The sequence below is a fragment of the Campylobacter concisus genome (genome assembly GCF_902460665.1).
GTDB lineage: Bacteria > Campylobacterota > Campylobacteria > Campylobacterales > Campylobacteraceae > Campylobacter_A > Campylobacter_A concisus_AL.
Genome location: NZ_CABPUR010000002.1, coordinates 114,418 through 133,473 on the forward strand (window position 1 = coordinate 114,418; position 19,056 = coordinate 133,473).

Genomic DNA, 19,056 nt, shown 5'->3' on the forward strand with positions numbered 1-19,056 from the left:
TTCTATTTCGTCAAATTTTAATTAATGTTTAGAGGAAATTGTAAAAGTAGTATTTAAATTTAGCCTTTGCAAGGTCACAAAGGCATAAAAATTACTTCAAAATTCTTGGCAGTGTGATGCCTTCTTGAGCTTGGTATTTGCCATTTTTATCAGCATAAGTCACCTCGCAAGGCTCATCACCCTCTATAAATAGCACCTGAGCGATACCTTCGTTCGCATAAATTTTTGCAGGAAGTGGCGTCGTGTTTGAAATTTCTATCGTGATATGCCCCTTAAATCCAGGCTCAAAAGGCGTGACATTTACGATGATGCCGCACCTTGCGTATGTGCTCTTACCAAGGCAGATGGCTAGCACATTATCAGGCATGTTAAAGTACTCGATCGTGCGCGCTAAAGCGAATGAATTTGGCGGTACGATGCAGACATCGCCCTTAAAATCGACCACGTTTTTCTCGTCGAAATTTTTCGGATCGACCACGGTTCCGCCGATGTTTGTAAAAATTTTAAACTCATCACCAACGCGGATATCGTAGCCGTAGCTAGAAACGCCGTAACTAACGACTCCACGACCCACTTGCTCCTCGGCAAATGGCACTATCATATTTTTCTCAACCGACATTTTTCTTATCCAAGAATCTGACTTTAAGCCCATTTTTGCTCCTTTTTTGGGCGATTATAACGCTTTACGTCTTTAAAGTAAATTTAATAAAGCGAATAAATTAGATGAAAATTAGTATAATTTTAACAGCAAAAATTAATAAAGGACAAAAATGCAAGAGAAAAATGCAGAAATTTTTACTGGCGAGCGTGCGATGTTTGGGGCAAAAAGTGTAAATTTTACAAATTGTATCTTTGAAGACGGCGAGTCGCCGCTAAAGCACAGCTCAAATTTAAAGCTAAATGAGTGCGTTTTTGCCTATAAATACCCACTTTGGTACGCAAGCGATATCACGCTAAATGGCGGATACTTGGAGCCTCTAGCAAGGGCTGGCATGTGGTACAGCATAAATTTAAGCTTTAAGGATATGGTCATAAATGCTCCAAAAAGCTTTAGAAAAAGCTCGCAAATTTTACTAGAAAATGTAAATTTTTCAGACGCTGCCGAGACACTTTGGGGGTGTGAGGATGTGAAGATAAAAAATGTTTTTGCAAAAGGCGATTACTTTGGGGCAAATAGCGAAAATTTAGAGATCGATGGGCTAAATTTAGACGGAAACTACTGCTTTGATAGCTGCAAAAACCTTCGCATTGCAAACTCAAAACTCATCTCAAAAGATGCTTTTTGGAACTGCGAAAACGTGACCGCGCAAAACTGCCTAATCTCAGGCGAATATCTGGCTTGGAACTCAAAAAATGTGACGCTCATAAACTGCACGATAAAGAGCTTGCAAGCACTTTGTTACGTGGAAAATTTGGTCGTAAAAGATTGCATTTTTATGGATACGAGTCTTGCGTTTGAGTACTCAAGTGTCGATGTAAGCACAAGCGGAGCGATAAAAAGTATAAAAAATCCAAAAAGTGGCGTGATAAGGGCAGTAAAGATAGATGAGATCATCATCGATGAAAATTTAGTGGATACTAAAGATATTAAGATAATTATTACTGAAAAATAACTTAGCAAAAAAGAGTAACTTTGAGTTCTCGTTTTTGCTTCATAAAAAAAATTTTTATCTAATTTTCGCTACAATTAGACGCTTATATAAAAATTTAGGAGAAATTTCTATGAAAAAAGAAGATATAAAAGAGCTTATCGAATTTTTTAATGATATGGAGATGAATCATATCAAAATAAAAAGTGGTGATTTTGAGGTAGAGCTTGAAAAATTTTCAGATTATTGCGCGCCTGCTAAACCAGTAGCACAAGCACCAGCTCCAGCACCTGTAAATGTAGTCGTTAATTCAGAGGTAAAACCAGCCACAAACTCGCCAAAAGATAGCATAAAATCTCCTATGGTAGGTACTTTCTATGCTGCTCCAAGCCCAGGCGCTGCTCCATTTGTAAAAGTAGGTCAAAGAGTAAGAAAAGGCGATGTAGTAGGTATCATCGAGGCTATGAAGATAATGAACGAGATCGAGGCCGAGTTTGACTGCCAGATCACTGAGATGCTAGTCTCTGACGGACAGCCAGTTGAGTTTGGATTGCCGTTATTTGGCGTGGAGAAAAATTAATGGAATTAAAAAGAATTTTAATCGCAAACCGAGGCGAAATCGCTCTTCGTGCTTTGCGAACGATAAAGGAGATGGGTAAAGAAGCCGTTGTAGTCTATTCAACCGCTGATAAAGACGCACTTTACGTAAAATATGCCGACGTAGCTATTTGCATCGGCAAAGAGCGCTCAAGCGATAGCTATCTAAATATCCCAGCTATCATAAGTGCAGCTGAGATCAGCGAAGCAGACGCTATTTTTCCTGGTTATGGCTTTTTAAGTGAAAATCAAAATTTTGTTGAAATTTGCTCACATCACAAGATCAAATTTATAGGACCAAGTGTCGCTGCGATGGCTTTGATGAGCGACAAGAGTAAGGCAAAACAGGTCATGCAAAGAGCTGGCGTGCCAGTCATCCCTGGCTCAGATGGCGCTGTGGCTGACACAAAAGCTGCAAAAGAGCTAGCTAAAAAGATAGGCTATCCTGTCATCTTAAAAGCTGCAGCAGGTGGTGGCGGACGCGGTATGCGCGTGGTTGAACGTGAAGAGGATTTAGAAAAAGCATTTTGGTCTGCTGAGAGCGAGGCGATGAGTGCATTTGGCGATGGCACAATGTATATGGAAAAATATATCCTAAACCCACGCCACATCGAAGTTCAAGTAATTGGCGATAGCCATGGCAATGTACTTCACATCGGTGAGCGTGATTGCTCTATGCAGCGTCGCCACCAAAAGCTGATTGAAGAGAGCCCAGCTATTTTACTTGATGAAAAAACAAGAGAGAGGCTTCACGAAACAGCCATAAAAGCGGCAAAAGCGATCGGCTACGAGGGAGCTGGTACGTTTGAGTTTTTGGTTGATAAAAATTTAGACTTTTACTTCATCGAGATGAATACAAGACTTCAAGTTGAGCACACAGTGAGCGAAATGGTAAGTGGACTTGATATTATCGAGCTTATGATAAAAGTGGCTGAAGGTGAGGCACTACCATCACAAGAGAGTATTGAGCTAAAAGGTCATGCGATCGAATGCAGGATAACAGCTGAAGATCCAAATACATTTACGCCGTGTCCTGGTAAGATCACAAAATATGTCTGCCCAGGTGGCCGCAATGTAAGAATGGATAGCCATATCTATCAAGACTACTCTATACCGCCGTATTACGATAGTATGATTGGCAAACTTGTGGTTTGGGATACTGATAGAAATAGGGCGATCCATAAAATGAAAGTAGCTCTTGATCAGCTCATAATAAATGGCATAAAAACAACAAAAGATTTTCACATCGCTATGATGGAAAACAAAGACTTTTTAAGCAATAACTACGATACAAATTATCTTTCAAGACACTAAATTTTTAAGTCAGGATTTGCAAAAAGCAGATCTTGGCTTAAAAATATTAAAATTTTTAAGTTTATCTTAGGGGAAGCATGGTAAACAAAATCAAAGATCAAAATATAAAATTTTTCTCAAATGCCGATCTTGCGAAGCTATTTTTCCCTATTGCAGTTGAGCAGTTTTTAGAGTATAGCTTAGGGCTTGCAAACTCGCTAATGGCAGCAAGTGTTAGTGAAAGCGCTGTAAGTGCGATTAGTCTTGTGGAGTTTGTCATGGCGCTTTTTATCAGTATTTTTACAGCTATCGCTACTGGCGGCTCAGTGGTTGCTAGCCAGTATCTTGGTAATAAACAAAGTGGCAATGCCAAAATCACAGCAAATCAGCTCGTTTGGTTTAGTTTTATCTTTGCCCTTTTTATCGCAGCGGTCATCATAGTTTTAAAAGATATTATCCTAGATTATGTCTTTGGCGATATTGGCGAGCAAGTAAGGCATGATGCTAGCCACTATCTTGTTTTCTCTGCCATTTCCGCGCCATTTTTGGCTGTCTATGCAGCAGCTGCGGCGATCTTTCGCACGATGTCAAACGCAAAGCTACCTATGTATATTATGGCGGCTGCAAATTTATTAAACGTACTTCTAACTGCCATTAGTATTTATACATTTCATACTGGCATTTTAGGTATTGCCATCAGTACGCTTATAGCCAAGATACTCGCTTGCTTTGTTATAGTCTATTTGCTTCTTGATATAAGGCTAAAACTTCACATAAGAAAGAGCTTTATCTATAAATTTGACTACGAGATCATCAAGAAAATTTTAAATATCGGAGTGCCTTATGGCTTTGAAAATTCGATGTTTTATGTGGGTCGCATCATCGTTTTGAGCCTTGTTTCACTCTTTGGCACAGCAAGTATCGCTGCAAATGCCGTGGGCGGGACGATCGTGATGTTTCAAGTGCTCCCTGGCATGGCGATAGGCACAGGCCTAAGCGTCGTAGTGTCTAGATGCATCGGCGCGAACGACTTTGCTCAGGCTAAATTTTACGTAAAGAAATCGATGATAAGCATCTATATCGTGCAGCTTTTTAGCACGGCAGTAATTTTGCTTTTACTTGAGCCACTGCTTCTTGTTTATAATCTCTCAAACGAAGCCATAAATTTAACAAGGCAAATCGTCTGGTATCACGGTATCGCTATGTGTCTTATCTGGCCACTTGCCTATACATATCCGACCGTTTTTCGAGCAGCTGGGGATGCTAAATATCCGATGATTGTAAATTTAGTTTGTATGTTTGCTTGTAGAGTCATCTTGGCCTATATTTTTGCGCTCACATTTGATCTTGGCATGATAGGTACTTGGTTTGCGATGTTTGCTGACTGGGCTGTAAAGGCGGTGCTTTTTACGATTAGATACCTAAAAGGCACATGGATGAAATTTAAAGCTATTTAAAAAGAAATTTAGTAATATACAAGCGATTTTGTCGCAAAGGATAAAAAATGAAAAATGTATTTAAATTTGGTGTGGTTTTGCTTACGGCAGCTCTTTTTGCTGGATGTGCGAGTGAGAGCTCAAGGGTTGTTGAGACTCCAAAAGTAGCAAGCTACGGCACAGTTTACAATGGTCAAAAAATTTCAGTTTCGATAGGTCGATTTAATAATCAATCAGCTTACCAAAATGGTGTATTTGCTGATGGCGAGGATAGGCTTGGTAACCAAGCTCAAAGTATTTTGATCACAAATTTACAGCAAAGCGGTAGATTTTTGGTGCTTGATAGATCAAATATGAAAGTGATCAAACAAGAGAGCGAGCTAAGTAAAACCGCTCAAAATCTAAAAGGCGCAAGATACGTGATAACCGGTGATGTGACCGAGTTTGGTCGCAAGACAACAGGCGATCATCAGTTATTTGGCATACTTGGCAAAGGCAAGCAACAAACTGCCTATTCAAAGGTAAATTTAAATATCGTTGATACCAAAACAGCTGAGGTTGTCTATTCGGTTAGCGGTGCTGGCGAATACACCCTTTCAAACAGAGAGATCATAGGCTTTGGCGGCACAGCAGGATACGACTCTACGCTAAATGGCAAGGTTTTAAGTCTAGCTATTATTGAAGCGGTAAATAATCTAGTAAATGGCATAGAAAGTGGAGCATGGCAAGTAAAATAAAGCTTGCCAGCCTTGCGCTTTTTGCGCTATTTTTAGCGGGCTGCGGCCACTCAAGTGGTCCAAGATCACTTTATTATTGGGACGGATCATATAGTAGCTCGCTATATAGCTACCTAAATGAAGAGGGTGATACAAACGAGCAAATTTCACGCTTAGAAAATTTGGTGCAGATATCAACACAAAAGGGCTATAAGATCGCTCCTGGCGTATACGCACACCTTGGACTTTTGTATCTAAATAACGGAAATTTAGGTGCTGCAAATGCAAATTTTGACAAAGAAGTAGAGAATTTCCCAGAGTCAAGGGAGTATATAAATTTCATCAAAGGCTCTAAAAATTTATCTCCAAAAAAAGTAGAGCAAAAAGAGGGGGCAAATAATGAAAAATAGCCTGAAATTTATAGCCGCTATATTTTTGGTAGTATTTTTTACGGGCTGCTCTATAAAAGAGCCTGAGCCATACGACTACTCAGAATTTTTACAAAAAAGACCTCACTCTATCTTAGTGCTTATGCCAACAAACGATAGCACAGAAATTTCAGGTCCAGCTGCTGTTTTGGCAAATGCAGTCGCACCACTAAGTGAGGCAGGATACTATGTATTTCCAGTGGCTCTTGTAAATGATACCTTTAAGCTAAATGGCATAACCGAGCCAAGCGAGATCGCAGCCGTGCCACTAAATAAGCTTGATAAAATTTTCCATGCTGATAGTGTGCTTTACATCAATATAAAAGATTATGGCACGAGCTATGCGGTCATCTCAAGCTCAACAAAGGTTGTCCTTGAAGCAAAGCTTATTGATATAAAAAGCGGCGCTACTCTTTGGCAAGGTAGTGCCATAGCAGCAGAAGATAGCAGCAGTGGCCAAAGTAGCCTACTTGGCATGTTAGTCTCAGCCGTCATTTCGCAGGTGGCAAATACCATCTCAGATAGATCATACGATCTAGCAGTGATGGCAGATGCTTATTTATTTTCAAGAGATTGTCATAACTGCATACTTTATGGACCATATTCGCCGTATTATGGCAAAGATGCACAGCTTCATAAAGATAGATAAATTTAATGAATACTCATCGTCTTGGGATACTCCTTACTTTAGTTGGCGGTATCCTTTGGGGATTTAGTGGGGTTTGTGGGCAGTATCTATTTTCACTTGGTATAAATTCTGATTTTTTGGTGCCATATAGACTGATGCTAGCTGGCATTGTTATTGTGATTTTTTATGCTTTTAAAGAACCAAGTACCGTTTTTGCTCCGATTAAAGATATAAAGCTCCTTAGCGAGTTTTTAGTCTATGCCCTGCTTGGGCTTATGATGACGCAGTATGCTTATTTTTACTCCATCGAGCTTTCAAATGCCGCAGTAGCGACTGTTATTCAATACACTGCGCCAGTTCTCATCCTAGCCGTCATCTGCCTAAAAGAGAAGCGAGCACCAAGACCACTTGAAATTTTAGCTCTGCTTTGCGCGATGCTTGGCGTATTTTTCCTAAGCACACATGCTCAAATTTCATCTCTTGTCATTTCGCCAAAAGCGCTATTTTGGTGCTTGGTGAGTGCCATTTGCGTTTGTGTTTATAATCTTGCTCCAGCAAGGCTAAATGCTAAATATTCAGTCACTCTCACGCTTGGCTGGGGCATGGTTATGGGCGGGGTAGTGCTTGCTTGCTATATGAGAGTTTGGGATTTTGCTGGGCTTAATGGTATAAATCAATGGCTTGCATTTATTGCTGTTATTACGCTTGGCACCATTTTTGCATTTAGCTTTTATATGATAGGTGTTAAGCTAATAGGCGCAGCAAAAGCTAGTTTATTAGCCTGCATAGAGCCACTAAGTGCGGCCTTCTTTGGCTACTTTTGGCTTGGGACAAAATTTGTATTTTGGGACTTTTTGGGATTTGCCCTAATAATCTCTTGTATATTTTTACTATCAAAAAGAGAAAAATTATGATATTTCTAGCACAAACTGATACGACAGCTGGCTTTTTGAGTAAAGATTATAAAGAGATAAATAGAGCCAAAATGCGTGATGAGAATAAACCTTGCCTTATCACGACAGCGAAATTTAGCATTTTAAATGAGCTTGTTAGAGTGCCAAAAAAGTATAAAAATTTTATACGCCGTTCAAGGAAAGCCACATTTTTGTATCCAAATTTAAAGGCTATTAGAGTCGTAAAAGAGTGCGAGCACGAAAAATTTTTAGCTAAATTTGACTGGCTTTATTCAAGTAGTGCGAACAAAAATGGGCAAAATTTTAATGAAGCTTGGGCTATGAGCGTGGCTGATGAAATAGTAGATGATCATTTTTTCGAAGATGCTCCATCAAAAATTTATAAAATTTCTCGAAAAAAAATAAAACGTTTAAGATAACTAGTGAATTTATACAGCCACTACCTTTTTAAACTCATCTAAATTTTTTAGCGCTTCATCTATGCCAATCAGCCAAAATTCGCACTTTGTCGTATCTTTTTTAAAGTGTTTTTTCACTAGCTCTTCTACGCTTTTCGTGCCACACTCTATTAAAAATTGTTTATAAATTTTGCAAAAATTTGCTTCATCTTTTTTAAACTCACTTAGAAAAAATTGTGATAGCAGATAGCCAACGCTATAAGGATAGTTGTAGATGTAGTTATCTGTTTTATAAAAATGTGGCTTAAAATATGGCAAAAATTCTTCAACATCGCTTGTGCTATCTTTATAAAATTTATCCCAAGCTTGTTTTAAAAGATCATTTGCATCTTTTTTACTGACTTGACCTTTTTGTCGCAGCTTTATAAAACCAGTCTCAAACTCGTATCTAACGCTTATATGAAGTAAAAAATTTGCAGCGCTTTTTAGCTCCTGCCATAAAATTTCTACCCTAAGTGAGTCATCTTTTTTTAGCTCATTTCGTAAAAGAGTCTCATTAAATGTACTCGCGCTCTCGGCTAAGCTCATTGGGAAATTTGCGCTTAAAACCGGAAGATCACGCATCAAGTAGTAGTGCCAAGCATGTCCAAGCTCATGAGCTTGCTGGATTAAGTGCGAAAGAGTATTCATGTAGGTGGTAAAAATTCTTGGTTGCTTAAATTTTGGCAAACTTACAAAAAATGCTCCGCCAGCTTTATTTTCTCGTACATCGCTTTCTATCCAGTGTTTGTCTATCATAAGCTCGATAAAACTATCTTCGCCCAGTGGCTTTAATGCTTTTTTGATGATTTTAATAGCCTCGTTATGAGAAATTTCATGATGCTTGCTAAGTGGATAAGGTGCCAAAAGATCGCAACTTCTCATGCTTTTGCCACCTAAAAAACTAGCTCTTACTCTTACGCATTCTCTTATTTTTTCCACTCTTTTGCTAATGGCTTCTTGCATGGCGTTTAAAGTATCAAGGCTCATTTTATTTTCTTCAAGGCTTGGAGTTAAAAAATCAACTTTTGCTGCCTTAAATTTAGCGAGTCTAAATCCATGAAGCATATTTAAGATATCAAGATAAAGATCGGCAAATTTATCATAGTGAGAGCTCAGGGTATCAAACACGTTTTTGCGTAAAATTTCATCATCTGATCCTTTTAATATACCCATACATTTTGCAAGATTATAGCTTTGTGTATTTGCATTTTTATTGGTAGTAGAGATATTTATTAAATTATTTAGATGTCTAAAATTTGTAAAAAGTGGAAAAAAATTTGTGAGCGCTAAATTTGCAAAAAAATCTCGTTCGCTCTTTTTTCGTATTTTACTCTTGCTATTTTTATGCTCTAAATATAGAAATTTTATATGTTTAAATTGAGTGCTTTGAAAAATTTTATCATCACTTTTTAGGCTATCAAATTTATCAAAAAGTAGCTCCTTTGCCGTATCAAGTTTAGCTTTTTGCTCTTTTATTTTTAACTCAAATTTACTAGCTAGCTCATCTTTTGTATTATCGCTACTTTTGCAACGACAAAATGCGAGTAGGCTAGCTGCTTCTTTGTATGCTTCTTCGTATGAGATGATAGCTTTGGTAAGCTCGCTATTGTTTAAAAATTTAACCAAATTTTCATTTTGTGCTTTTAGATTTTCAAACGATGAGGTAAAAATTTCGCTATTAAAATCTACATAAGAATCATCAAAGCTCCATCTCATATTTTCTCCTTAAAATGATAGTAAAAATACAAATATATGGTGGCTTATAAGACCTAAAATAGCTGGCACGCTACATCTTTTAATTAGCGAAAGCGGGCTAATGTGAAGCATGCCTGAAATGGCTACCACTACGCCAGAGACAGGTGAAAGTGGTCTAGCTATTGTGGAGGCTTGATGCATAGGAAGCACTAGCATAACAGAGTTGATATTTAAGCTCTTAGCTATATTTGGTACCATGTTTAAAAGTGGATAAAAGCTTGCACCATTTGAGCCAGCTATGATTGTAACGATGGTTGTTATAAATACAAAAAGTATAGACATGCCAAGCCCACCAAAGCCTATGCTTTTTGCCAAATTTACAATAGCATCAAGCATACCAAGAGCCTTAAAACCCTCAGCAAATATACCAGCTGCTACAACTAGCATAACAACACCGCTCAAGCTTTTTGCCATGGCATTAAAAAATACTTTTAGCCCTTCGCCAAGCTTTTCAAAGCTAAATTTATGCCTAAATGCTTCAAAAACCATAGCAATTATCATAGAAAGGATTATGACGCTTGATATGTTTAGTTTTATAGTTTTTAAACAATATGGCGAAAAAACTACTACTAAAATCATCGGTAAAAATGGTAAAAGAGCATAGATCATAGGTGCTTGTTCTTTTGGAACATCCACCTTATCGTCAAAACTAATGCTCTCTCCTATATGCTCGCTACAAACCCAACCTTCTTTTTTGTCTAAGTATCTATTCCAAAGAACTAATGCAATGCCGATTACGAGCGCAGTTGGAAGAGCCGCTGGAATTTTATAGATAAAAACATAATCAAGCACCTCAAGTTCAGTTGCTTTTGCAGCGGCAGCTGTCGATGAGCCAAGAAGTACCATTGAGCTAGCTCCACTCATCGCACAAATACTACCAACGCTTAGCTTATTCAGTCCTAGTGATATAAGAACTGGTCCAAGAAGTGCAAGACAAAGCACGCCAAGCCCAACTGCGCTGGTTATTACCATGCTTATAAGTTTTGCTACGCAAAAAGCTATGAATATCATAAAATATGGGCTTTTTATGGCTTTAAACCTTTTTGTGGCGATGCCTACAAAGGCTTGATTTGCTCCGATATGAGTCATATAACTTGCAAAACCGACCATTAACATAATTAAAAGTCCAAGTTGCGAAAAATTATTTGAGAGCATATAGCGGATAAACTCAACTACATCTAGCAAGGAATTTCCAGTGCTCTTTACCTTTTCTGGTAAAAATTTTCCCGTATCAAGAATGACCGAAGAGATAAGCATGATAACGCCAGAGAGTAAGAGCACGAAAGTGGCGTATTTGCCTTTTAAAATCGCCCAGCCCACAACAAAAAGCGTAAGTAGAGCTATGATTAGACCAAGAGTATGCATTTTTGCTCCTTATTAAGATATTTAAAAACCAGAATACAAAAATCAAAAATACACTTAAAATATAAAAAATAATATTTATATGCTTGCAATTATACTACTTGTTATATTGAAATTTCGCTTTTATTTATAAAAATATTATCGATTTTATAAATGAGATTGCTACTTTTATGACTAAGATGCAAAAGATGAATATAAAATTTTAATATTAAGTGCGACTATTGTAGTTTGATTTAAAGCTAATTAAAATATTCAAAATATAAAAGATGCAAATATTTGGTTTGGTAGATATTCAAATAATACCAGTAGCAACTTATTTTAGTATTTATTCCCTCGGCAGTCCGTTTTTATCATACCCATAGCTGATTAGCTTACCCGATTCATCGTATTTTTTGGCGCGGATGAGCCTACCGCGCTCAAACTCGCCCTGGGCCTCTAGTTTGCCGTTTGCAAAAGACGCCGTAGGTTTAGCATCTAGTATTGCCGACGTCGGCGTAGTTACTACGAAAACGTCGAAATTTTCGGAGATTTTGCTTGAAAATTTAGGGGTCTTAAATTTTATAAAAGTAGTGGTAGGCCGCGACGACGTGCTAAATCCAAAACCTAACGCGGAGCCCGTAAATTTAGCTCTCGCAAAACTTGGAAAAGATAAGCGAAACGCATTTATGATAGGCGATACGCAGATGGATCTAATGGCGGCAAAGAACGCCGGCATCAAGGTATCGGCCTAACTTGCGGATACGCGGATGCGCAAAGTCTAAAAGAGCATTCGGATTTAATCTTTCAAAACGCTTATGAAGCGGTAAAATTTTTAGCAAGCAACTAAAATTAGTGGATTTTATTAAACAACCTTGCTTACCGCTCGGCTAAGTCATTTCCTTCGTCTAGCGACCGTTTTGATTAAGCATAGACAGCGCCGCCTCAACCGCCGCGTCAATGTGTATCTGTGTCGTATCAAAAAGCCGCACATCCGTATCCGCCTGCGATACCAGCATGCCTATCTCAGTGCAGCCAAGTATCGCTCCTTGCGCGCCGCGCGACCTAAAATCCTCGATGATACGCAAGAAATTCGCCTTTGAGCTAGGCGCGATTTTGCCGTAGCAAAGCTCCTCAAAGATGACGCGATTTACTTCCGTCATATCCCCCGCGCTTGGCAAAAGCACCTCCGCGCCGCCCTCTATCAACCGACTTTTGTAAAAATCCTGCGTCATCGTATAAACGGTGCCGAGCAGCCCTACCTTAGCGACGCCTGCGTTTTTTAGCGTTTTTAGCGTGGCGTCCGCGATGTGCGCTACGGGTACGCTAACGGCGCTTTGCACGGCGTCAAAGCACCTGTGCATCGTGTTTGTGCAGATGAAGATAAAATCCGCCCCGCCGCCTTGCAAAATCCTCGCGTGCCGCGCCAAAATTTCGCCCGCGTCCTCCCATCTGTTTTCGCGCTGGCAGGCCTCAATCTCCTCGAAATTTACGCTACTTAGCAGTATCTCCGCGCTACTAAGACCGCCCAAGCGCTCGTTTATTTTGCGATTTATTTGCTCGTAGTACGTTATCGTAGACTCAAAACTCATCCCGCCGATTAGGCCGATTTTTTTCATTTTTTCTCCTTAAATTTCGGCGATTTTACGGTTTTAAATTAAATTTGCTCTAAATTTAAATTTCGTCCGTCGCGTTAAATTCGGCTGCAACCGCCTAAAATAACGAGCATAAATTAACCGCATAAATTTTTTAGCTTGTGCCGCAAAAGGGCAAATTTAACGAAATAAACGTGCTAAATTTAACGAACCGATGGGGCCGAATTTACAAAGAGAATTTAAACGCTCGGCTCGGAAGATGGTTTAAATGAAGAGAGTTTAAATTCGGCGCTTGCGATCCGAATTTGCAAGCAAATTTTCTTTTTGGCGCGTAAATTTTACCGGCTTAAAGCGGCGTTTTGATTACTTCGCACGGGCGGATTAAATTTACGACTTTTCGGTTTGGCAAAGTTTTATTTTTTGCAAGGTAAAATCGCCTGCAAATTTTACCCGTTCGCGTCTACAAGTCTTGCGCCTACGTTTTTGACACACTTTGCCAGAGTCGCTTCGACATCTTTTAAATGCTAGCTTGACGCCCAAACCGCCTGCGTTTTACGCCAGCAAATGCAAAAACCCGCGTTTTGCCGTCAAATTCGCGCAAACATCGCCGCTTTACGTTTTAGTGCTTTAATCTCGCACCGTGAAATTTATGAGCCGTTTGCGCGCAGCCGTTTCGCGCGTTAAAATTTATAAAATTTCGCGGATTTTTATCGCTTTGCCGCTTTTTGAGCTTTACGCGCTAAATTTTCCAGCCAAAGCGATATAAACGTTAAATTTACGGCTAAAAGCTAAAATTTAAAGAGCGAATTTAAACCGCAAAGGTATAAACTTAGCCGAATTTACTCCCTCGGCAGTCCGTTTTTATCAGACTTGTCGCTGATTAGCTTGCCCGATTCGTCGTATTTTTTGGCACGGATGAGCCTACCGCGCTCAAACTCCCCTTCAGCCTCTAGTTTGCCGTTTGCGTAGTAGTGGCGCGCCTCGCCGGTTTCCAGCCCGTCCTCAAACATCACTCTGGCTTTTAGCTTGCCGTTTTCGTGATACTCCTCGTATAGCCCGTGATAGCGCCCGTTTTTAAACATTACTTTTGCCGCCGGCGCCCCGCTCTCGTAGTAGTCCAGCCCCGCGCCCGTTTGGCGGCCGTCTTTGTACTCGTATTCGCCTCGTAGCTTGCCGCTTGGGTAATATTCGCGCGCGACGCCGTCCTTCTCGCCGTCTTTGTAATTTTCTACCACGCGCGTTTTGCCGTTTTCGTAAAATCGCTTCCAAACGCCGTTTTTGCGGTCATTTTTGTATTCGCCCGTCTCCTCCACGGCGCCGCTTTCGTAGTACCATTTTCCCGCGCCTTCTCGCTTGTCGTCTTTATACGTTCGCACGCCGCGGATCTTGCCGCTTTTGTAGTAGTCGATGTCCTCGCCGTTTCGTAGCCCGCCGACATAGGGGCTACGCGCGCTAACCTCGCCACTAACGTAATAGTCAGTAAACACGCCCTCTCGCCTGTCTGCCTTGAAAAAGCCCTCCTGCTTTAACGCGCCGCCCTCGTCAAAGTAGTAGCGGCGGTAGCGCCCGTCACGGACGTCATTTTTGTATTCGCTCTCGCCCATCAGAGCGCCGCTATCTGCATGGTAGTGCTTAGCCGTGCCCTCGCGGACGCCGTTTTTTAGGGGGTATTCGTTTGAGGGCTTGTCTCTGCCGTCAAAATAGTCTCTATATCGCACCGCAGTGCCGCCCTGCACGTCTATCTCGCGTATGAGCGTGGGCGGCAGGGGTTTTAGCCTCGGATAGACCATACCCATCGCATTTACGTCATATAGGTCCTCGACGCTGTATCGAAGCATCTTTAGCGTGCCGTCGTAGAGCTTACCTTTTACGTAGTAAAGGCCATTTTTTAGGCTCGCTTCGGGCTTCATTACGATTTTTGGCTCCAGCGCTTGCGCACCGATGGCTAGAAGCGGAAGTAAAAATAGAAATTTTAGGATTTTCATGGTTTTTCCTGTTTTGTTTAAATTAGGTAATTTTAAAATTTGAAACTAAATTTAAGATGAAGGCGCGATTATTTCGGATGAGTTAAATTTTAGGACTTGCGTCAAATTTAGCCGTCTTTTAGCGCCTCCGAGATGACCGTCCACTCTTGCGCGAGCCTTTCAAAGCTAAAATTTGCGTTTGCGGAGCTAGTCGAGGGTAGCTTGACGGGTTCTTTACCCGTTGCGTTTAAAATTTGAGTTTTTAGGTATTTTTCGCAGATTTCGTGCGCCTTACCGCCGTTTGCGAATACTTGTGCTATGCGCGCGCCGCTAAAGATCGGCTCTAAATTTGCAGGCGCGACGGCGGTCATTTTGGCATCGCTCGAGCCCTTTATCTCGCACGAGATCGCAGCGTCGTAGATAGCGATACGGTGAGCGAGTAGAAAATCTATCTTTTCATCCGTGCTGGCTGGCAATGGAGCATTTAAAATCCTGGCCAGCACGCGCCAGAAGCGATTTTGCGAATTTGCGTAGTAAAAGCCAAATTTACGAGAAACTACGGAAGGGAATGAGCCGAGGATTAAAATTTTAGAATTTTTATCGAAAATCGGTTTAAAAGGATGGGTTTGGCTCATTTTGCGCCTTTTGAATTTGCCGCGTTAAATTTAAAATGTTCAAATTTGAAAGCAAATTTAACCGCCCGAACGAGCGGCTAAATTTACAGATATTTTCCATCGCCCGTCAAATTTAGGCGAGAGAAATTTTCGCCTTACTCGGCGTTTTCGTTAGCCTGGGCTTCCGAGCTAGACTCGACCTCATCGCTAAAGTCGGCTAGGCTTAGGCGTTTTAGCTGGCGGTAGCGTCTTTGCGCGTCGGCCTTATTTTTAGCCAGCAGCTCGTCCGCGTGCTGCGGGTTAGTTTTCTTAAGCGAGTTGTAGCGAACCTCGTTTAGCAAAAACTCCTCGTAAAGCGACCAATCAGGCTCTTTTGAGGTCATTTTTAGCGGGTTTTTGCCCTCTTTGATTAGGCGCGGATCGTAGACGTAGGTCGGCCAGTAGCCGCACTTGGTCGCTAACTCGCCTTGACCGCCCGAGAGCGCCATGCCGCCTTTTATACCGTGCGCGATACACGGCGAATACGCGATCACGAGGCTAGGTCCGTCGTAGGCTTCGGCTGCGGCGATGGCTTTTATCGTGTTTGCCTGGCTCGCATTTGAGTTGATCTGCGCGACGAAGATATTTCCGTAGGTCATCGCGATGTAGCCCAGATCCTTTTTCTGCATCGGCTTGCCGCTAGCGGTAAACTGTGCTATAGAGCCAGCGCGGCTTGATTTTGAGCTTTGGCCGCCGGTGTTTGAGTAGACCTCGGTGTCAAGCACGAGCACGTTTGCGTTCTCGCCGCTAGCTAGTACGTGGTCAAGACCGCCAAAGCCGATGTCGTACGCCCAGCCGTCGCCGCCGATGATCCATTGTGATTTTTTGACGAGATATCTTTTTAGCTCTAAAATTTCTTTTACGCCCTCTACGCTTAAATTTTGCTCCAAAATCGGCGTTAAAATTTTAGCGATTTGCGTCGTTTTCTCGCCGTCGTTTTTATGCGCGATCCAGTCGGAGTATAGCGCAGCTAGTGCATTTGGCGCGGCGTCTTTAGTGCGCAACATCACGTCTTCGATACGGTGGCGAAGCGTCTCTACCGCGACGTTCATACCCATACCAAACTCCGCGTTATCCTCAAACAGCGAGTTTGCCCACGCTACGCCCTTGCCGTCTTTGTTCGTCGTATAAGGCGTCGAAGGCGCGCTGCCGCCGTAGATCGAGCTACATCCGGTGGCGTTTGCCACGATCATACGGTCGCCGAACAGTCTCGTCACAAGCCCGATATAAGGCGTCTCGCCGCAACCCGGGCATGCACCGTGAAACTCAAATAGCGGCTGAGCAAAGCCCACGCCCTTGACGCTTTCTTTGCTCATCAGATCGTCTTTGTAGGTTACTTTTTTAAATAAATAATCGGCGTTTTCCTGCTCGTGTCGCTCCATCTCCTCGGCTAGCGGCACCATGACGAGCGATTTTTCCTTGCTCGGGCAAATTTGAGCGCACAGCTCGCAGCCCGTGCAGTCTAGAGGGCTCACTTGGATTTTGTATTTTAGCCCTTTTACCTCTTTACCTTTGGCGTCTAGGACGTGATCTTGCACGGTTTGAGGCGCGGCAGCGAGCTCGTTTTCGTCGATGAGAAACGGCCTGATGACCGCGTGCGGGCAAACGAAGGCACACTGATTGCACTGGATACAATTTTCCTCGATCCACTTAGGCACCATCACGCCGATGCCGCGTTTTTCGTAGGCCGTGGTGCCTGATTTAAAGTGTCCGTCTTCAAAGCCCACAAACGCCGAAACGGGCAAGCTATCGCCCCTAGCGGCATTGATAGGCTTAACGATTTTTTCTATAAATTCGTCGCCGACATATTTCTCCTCCGCGCTCGTGTCATCCGTCAAATTTGCCCAGCTAGGGTCGACCGCGACCTTAACCAGCCCGTCCGCGCCCATATCAATGGCCTTGTAGTTCATCTCTACGATCGCTTCGCCCTTTTTGGCGTAGGCTTTGTGCGCGTACTCTTTCATATATTTTTGAGCGTCGGCAAACGGGATGATGTCTGCGAGTTTAAAAAACGCCGACTGCATGATGGTGTTCGTGCGGTTTTTTAGCCCGATCTCGCGAGCTAGCTTAGTGGCGTTGATGATGTAGAAATTTACTCTTTTCTCGGCCAAAATTTTCTTTACTTTATTCGGCAGTTTAGCGACCGTCTGCTCGGCGTCCCAGATCGAGTTTAGCAGGAACGTCCCGCCCTCGCGGATACCGTCTATGACGTCGTAAATTTCAAGATACGCCGCAACCGAGCAGGCTACGAAGTGCGGATTTGAGACGAGATAGGTCGAGCGGATCGGGTTTTTACCGAAACGCAAATGCGAGCGCGTATAGCCGCCGGATTTTTTGCTATCGTAGGCAAAATACGCCTGCGCGTAAAGCTCGGTTTTATCGCCGATGATTTTGATCGAGTTTTTATTAGCTCCGACAGTACCGTCCGCGCCAAGGCCGTAAAATAGGCACTCTTTCACGCTTGCGTCGCTTAGCGAAATTTTCTCGCCGACTTTTAGCGAGGTGAAGGTCACGTCGTCCTCGATACCGACGGTAAAGCCGTTTTTGGGTTCACTTAAATTTAGATTTTCAAAGACGGCTAGCATTTGTGCAGGATCGACGTCTTTTGAGCTCAGACCGTAGCGACCGCCCACGATCACGGGCTGATTTTTGCGTCCGTAAAACGCCGCCTTGACGTCCAGATATAGCGGCTCGCCGAGGCTTCCCGGCTCTTTCGTGCGGTCTAGCACGGCGATTTTTTCTACCGTTTCAGGCATCACGTCAAAGAGGTATTTTAGGCTAAATGGACGGTATAGATGTACCTTTAGCACGCCCACTTTTTCGCCCTTTGCGCGTAGGTGATCGACGACTTCTTCTAGAGTTTGCGTGACAGAGCCCATCGCGACCACGATGCGCGTAGCGTGCGGATCGCCGTAATAATTAAACGGTTTATAGTCGCGTCCCGTGATTTTTGAAATTTCTTTTAGATACTCGGCCACGATATCAGGCACCGCGTCGTAGTAGCGGTTAGCTAGCTCGCGCGTCTGGAAGTAGATGTCGTCGTTTTGAGCCGTGCCGCGAGTTTTCGGGCTTTCAGGGCTTAGCGCCTCGTCTCTAAATTTTTGTAGCGCCTCGCGGTCAAGAAGCCTATCAAAGTGCGCGTAGTCAAGCACCTCGATCTTTTGTATTTCGTGGCTCGTGCGAAATCCGTCAAAAAAGTGCAAAAACGGTACGCGACCCTTGATCGCCGCTAGATGCGCGACGCCGGCGATATCCATGACCTCTTGCACGGAGCCGCTTGCTAGCATAGCAAATCCCGTTTGGCGACAGGCATAAATGTCCTGATGATCGCCGAAGATAGAAAGCGCCTGAGCCGCGATAGAGCGCGCGCTCACGTGGATGACGCCCGGCAGCAGCTGGCCTGCGATTTTGTACATATTGGGGATTTTTAGCAAAAGGCCTTGCGAAGCCGTGTAAGTCGTAGTTAGCGCGCCTACTTGCAGCGAGCCGTGCACGGTGCCCGCAGCTCCGCCTTCGCTTTGCATTTCGACTACCTTAACCGGCATGCCGAATAGATTTTTCTTGCCCTGAGCCGCCCACATATCGGTGTAATCGGCCATCGGCGAGCTAGGAGTGATCGGGTAGATGCCCGCAACCTCGGTAAATGCGTAAGCCGCGTGCGCCGCAGCCTCGTTTCCGTCCATAGTTTTCATTATTTTAGCCATTTTTCC

The 19,056-nt window shown here is 42.7% G+C and carries 17 protein-coding genes; 10 read left to right on the top strand and 7 right to left on the bottom strand.

Annotation, left to right across the window (positions count from 1 at the left end; genetic code table 11):
* Positions 1–91: 91 nt before the first annotated feature.
* Complete coding sequence (dcd, locus tag F3G66_RS03935; RefSeq protein WP_021091674.1) at positions 92–652, bottom strand: dCTP deaminase; 561 nt, start codon at positions 650–652, stop codon at positions 92–94.
* Positions 653–770: 118 nt separating this feature from the next.
* On the opposite strand from dcd, the gene F3G66_RS03940 reads away from it, so the two are divergent.
* The 9 genes from F3G66_RS03940 to F3G66_RS03980 all read left to right on the top strand — a co-directional run bounded on the left by F3G66_RS03940 (position 771) and on the right by F3G66_RS03980 (position 8,020).
* A complete protein-coding gene (locus F3G66_RS03940; protein WP_149707224.1) occupies positions 771–1,613 on the top strand; it encodes a DUF3737 family protein in 843 nt (280 codons plus the stop codon).
* 109 nt (positions 1,614–1,722) lie between these two features.
* The gene (accB, locus tag F3G66_RS03945) at positions 1,723–2,169 is read left to right on the top strand and encodes an acetyl-CoA carboxylase biotin carboxyl carrier protein (RefSeq protein WP_149707225.1); all 447 of its coding nucleotides are present in this window, start codon (positions 1,723–1,725) and stop codon (positions 2,167–2,169) included.
* Positions 2,169–3,500 (top strand): acetyl-CoA carboxylase biotin carboxylase subunit, encoded by a 1,332-nt coding sequence (locus F3G66_RS03950; RefSeq protein WP_054197187.1) that lies wholly within the window; start codon positions 2,169–2,171, stop codon positions 3,498–3,500. The genes accB and F3G66_RS03950 overlap by 1 nt, the downstream gene beginning before the upstream one ends.
* Before the next feature lie 77 nt (positions 3,501–3,577).
* On the top strand, positions 3,578–4,936 hold the full coding sequence (locus tag F3G66_RS03955) for an MATE family efflux transporter (protein WP_149707226.1): 1,359 nt from the start codon (positions 3,578–3,580) through the stop codon (positions 4,934–4,936).
* Positions 4,937–4,983: 47 nt separating this feature from the next.
* Positions 4,984–5,652, top strand: a complete 669-nt coding sequence (locus F3G66_RS03960; RefSeq protein WP_072595399.1) for a CsgG/HfaB family protein — start codon at positions 4,984–4,986, stop codon at positions 5,650–5,652.
* Positions 5,637–6,041: a DUF4810 domain-containing protein gene (locus tag F3G66_RS03965; protein WP_149707227.1), complete on the top strand. Its 405-nt coding sequence runs from the start codon at positions 5,637–5,639 to the stop codon at positions 6,039–6,041. The genes F3G66_RS03960 and F3G66_RS03965 overlap by 16 nt, the downstream gene beginning before the upstream one ends.
* On the top strand, positions 6,031–6,708 hold the full coding sequence (locus F3G66_RS03970) for a DUF799 domain-containing protein (protein ID WP_021091754.1): 678 nt from the start codon (positions 6,031–6,033) through the stop codon (positions 6,706–6,708). Before F3G66_RS03965 ends, F3G66_RS03970 begins: the two co-directional genes overlap by 11 nt.
* Positions 6,709–6,713: 5 nt before the next feature.
* Entirely contained in the window at positions 6,714–7,601 is an 888-nt protein-coding gene (locus tag F3G66_RS03975) for a DMT family transporter (protein WP_149707228.1), read from the top strand.
* Positions 7,598–8,020 (top strand): Sua5 YciO YrdC YwlC family protein, encoded by a 423-nt coding sequence (locus F3G66_RS03980; protein WP_149707229.1) that lies wholly within the window; start codon positions 7,598–7,600, stop codon positions 8,018–8,020. The genes F3G66_RS03975 and F3G66_RS03980 overlap by 4 nt, the downstream gene beginning before the upstream one ends.
* Before the next feature lie 9 nt (positions 8,021–8,029).
* Here the strand turns inward: F3G66_RS03980 and F3G66_RS03985 are convergent, their stop codons facing one another.
* Positions 8,030–9,757 (bottom strand): gluzincin family metallopeptidase, encoded by a 1,728-nt coding sequence (locus F3G66_RS03985; RefSeq protein WP_149707230.1) that lies wholly within the window; start codon positions 9,755–9,757, stop codon positions 8,030–8,032.
* 9 nt (positions 9,758–9,766) lie between these two features.
* The gene (dcuC, locus tag F3G66_RS03990) at positions 9,767–11,161 is read right to left on the bottom strand and encodes a C4-dicarboxylate transporter DcuC (RefSeq protein ID WP_149707231.1); all 1,395 of its coding nucleotides are present in this window, start codon (positions 11,159–11,161) and stop codon (positions 9,767–9,769) included.
* Positions 11,162–11,559: 398 nt separating this feature from the next.
* On the opposite strand from dcuC, the gene F3G66_RS03995 reads away from it, so the two are divergent.
* Complete coding sequence (locus tag F3G66_RS03995) at positions 11,560–11,889, top strand: HAD-IA family hydrolase (RefSeq protein ID WP_410470310.1); 330 nt, start codon at positions 11,560–11,562, stop codon at positions 11,887–11,889.
* A gap of 153 nt (positions 11,890–12,042) precedes the next feature.
* On the opposite strand, the gene F3G66_RS04000 is transcribed toward F3G66_RS03995, so the two are convergent.
* The 4 genes from F3G66_RS04000 to nifJ all read right to left on the bottom strand — a co-directional run bounded on the left by F3G66_RS04000 (position 12,043) and on the right by nifJ (position 19,050).
* Positions 12,043–12,753, bottom strand: a complete 711-nt coding sequence (locus tag F3G66_RS04000) for an aspartate/glutamate racemase family protein (RefSeq protein WP_149707232.1) — start codon at positions 12,751–12,753, stop codon at positions 12,043–12,045.
* An 815-nt stretch (positions 12,754–13,568) separates the two neighbouring features.
* Positions 13,569–14,714 carry a toxin-antitoxin system YwqK family antitoxin gene (locus F3G66_RS04005; protein ID WP_149707233.1) on the bottom strand — a complete coding sequence of 382 codons (1,146 nt, stop codon included), beginning with the start codon at positions 14,712–14,714 and terminating at the stop codon, positions 13,569–13,571.
* Positions 14,715–14,821: 107 nt separating this feature from the next.
* The gene (locus F3G66_RS04010; protein ID WP_149707234.1) at positions 14,822–15,328 is read right to left on the bottom strand and encodes a DNA-deoxyinosine glycosylase; all 507 of its coding nucleotides are present in this window, start codon (positions 15,326–15,328) and stop codon (positions 14,822–14,824) included.
* A gap of 134 nt (positions 15,329–15,462) precedes the next feature.
* Positions 15,463–19,050, bottom strand: coding sequence for a pyruvate:ferredoxin (flavodoxin) oxidoreductase (nifJ, locus tag F3G66_RS04015; protein ID WP_149707235.1), 3,588 nt, complete (start codon positions 19,048–19,050; stop codon positions 15,463–15,465).
* Positions 19,051–19,056 lie beyond the last annotated feature (6 nt).

Coding starts and splice junctions, on each gene's coding strand:
- F3G66_RS03980 (WP_149707229.1), top strand. CDS start 7,598: ATGATATTTCTAGCACAAACTGATACGACAGCTGGCTTTTTGAGTAAA.
- F3G66_RS04000 (WP_149707232.1), bottom strand. CDS start 12,753: ATGAAAAAAATCGGCCTAATCGGCGGGATGAGTTTTGAGTCTACGATA.
- F3G66_RS03960 (WP_072595399.1), top strand. CDS start 4,984: ATGAAAAATGTATTTAAATTTGGTGTGGTTTTGCTTACGGCAGCTCTT.
- F3G66_RS04010 (WP_149707234.1), bottom strand. CDS start 15,328: ATGAGCCAAACCCATCCTTTTAAACCGATTTTCGATAAAAATTCTAAA.
- F3G66_RS03970 (WP_021091754.1), top strand. CDS start 6,031: ATGAAAAATAGCCTGAAATTTATAGCCGCTATATTTTTGGTAGTATTT.
- F3G66_RS03995 (WP_410470310.1), top strand. CDS start 11,560: ATGAGCCTACCGCGCTCAAACTCGCCCTGGGCCTCTAGTTTGCCGTTT.
- F3G66_RS03950 (WP_054197187.1), top strand. CDS start 2,169: ATGGAATTAAAAAGAATTTTAATCGCAAACCGAGGCGAAATCGCTCTT.
- F3G66_RS03985 (WP_149707230.1), bottom strand. CDS start 9,757: ATGAGATGGAGCTTTGATGATTCTTATGTAGATTTTAATAGCGAAATT.
- F3G66_RS03955 (WP_149707226.1), top strand. CDS start 3,578: ATGGTAAACAAAATCAAAGATCAAAATATAAAATTTTTCTCAAATGCC.
- F3G66_RS03965 (WP_149707227.1), top strand. CDS start 5,637: ATGGCAAGTAAAATAAAGCTTGCCAGCCTTGCGCTTTTTGCGCTATTT.
- accB (WP_149707225.1), top strand. CDS start 1,723: ATGAAAAAAGAAGATATAAAAGAGCTTATCGAATTTTTTAATGATATG.
- nifJ (WP_149707235.1), bottom strand. CDS start 19,050: ATGGCTAAAATAATGAAAACTATGGACGGAAACGAGGCTGCGGCGCAC.
- F3G66_RS04005 (WP_149707233.1), bottom strand. CDS start 14,714: ATGAAAATCCTAAAATTTCTATTTTTACTTCCGCTTCTAGCCATCGGT.
- F3G66_RS03940 (WP_149707224.1), top strand. CDS start 771: ATGCAAGAGAAAAATGCAGAAATTTTTACTGGCGAGCGTGCGATGTTT.
- dcd (WP_021091674.1), bottom strand. CDS start 652: ATGGGCTTAAAGTCAGATTCTTGGATAAGAAAAATGTCGGTTGAGAAA.
- F3G66_RS03975 (WP_149707228.1), top strand. CDS start 6,714: ATGAATACTCATCGTCTTGGGATACTCCTTACTTTAGTTGGCGGTATC.
- dcuC (WP_149707231.1), bottom strand. CDS start 11,161: ATGCATACTCTTGGTCTAATCATAGCTCTACTTACGCTTTTTGTTGTG.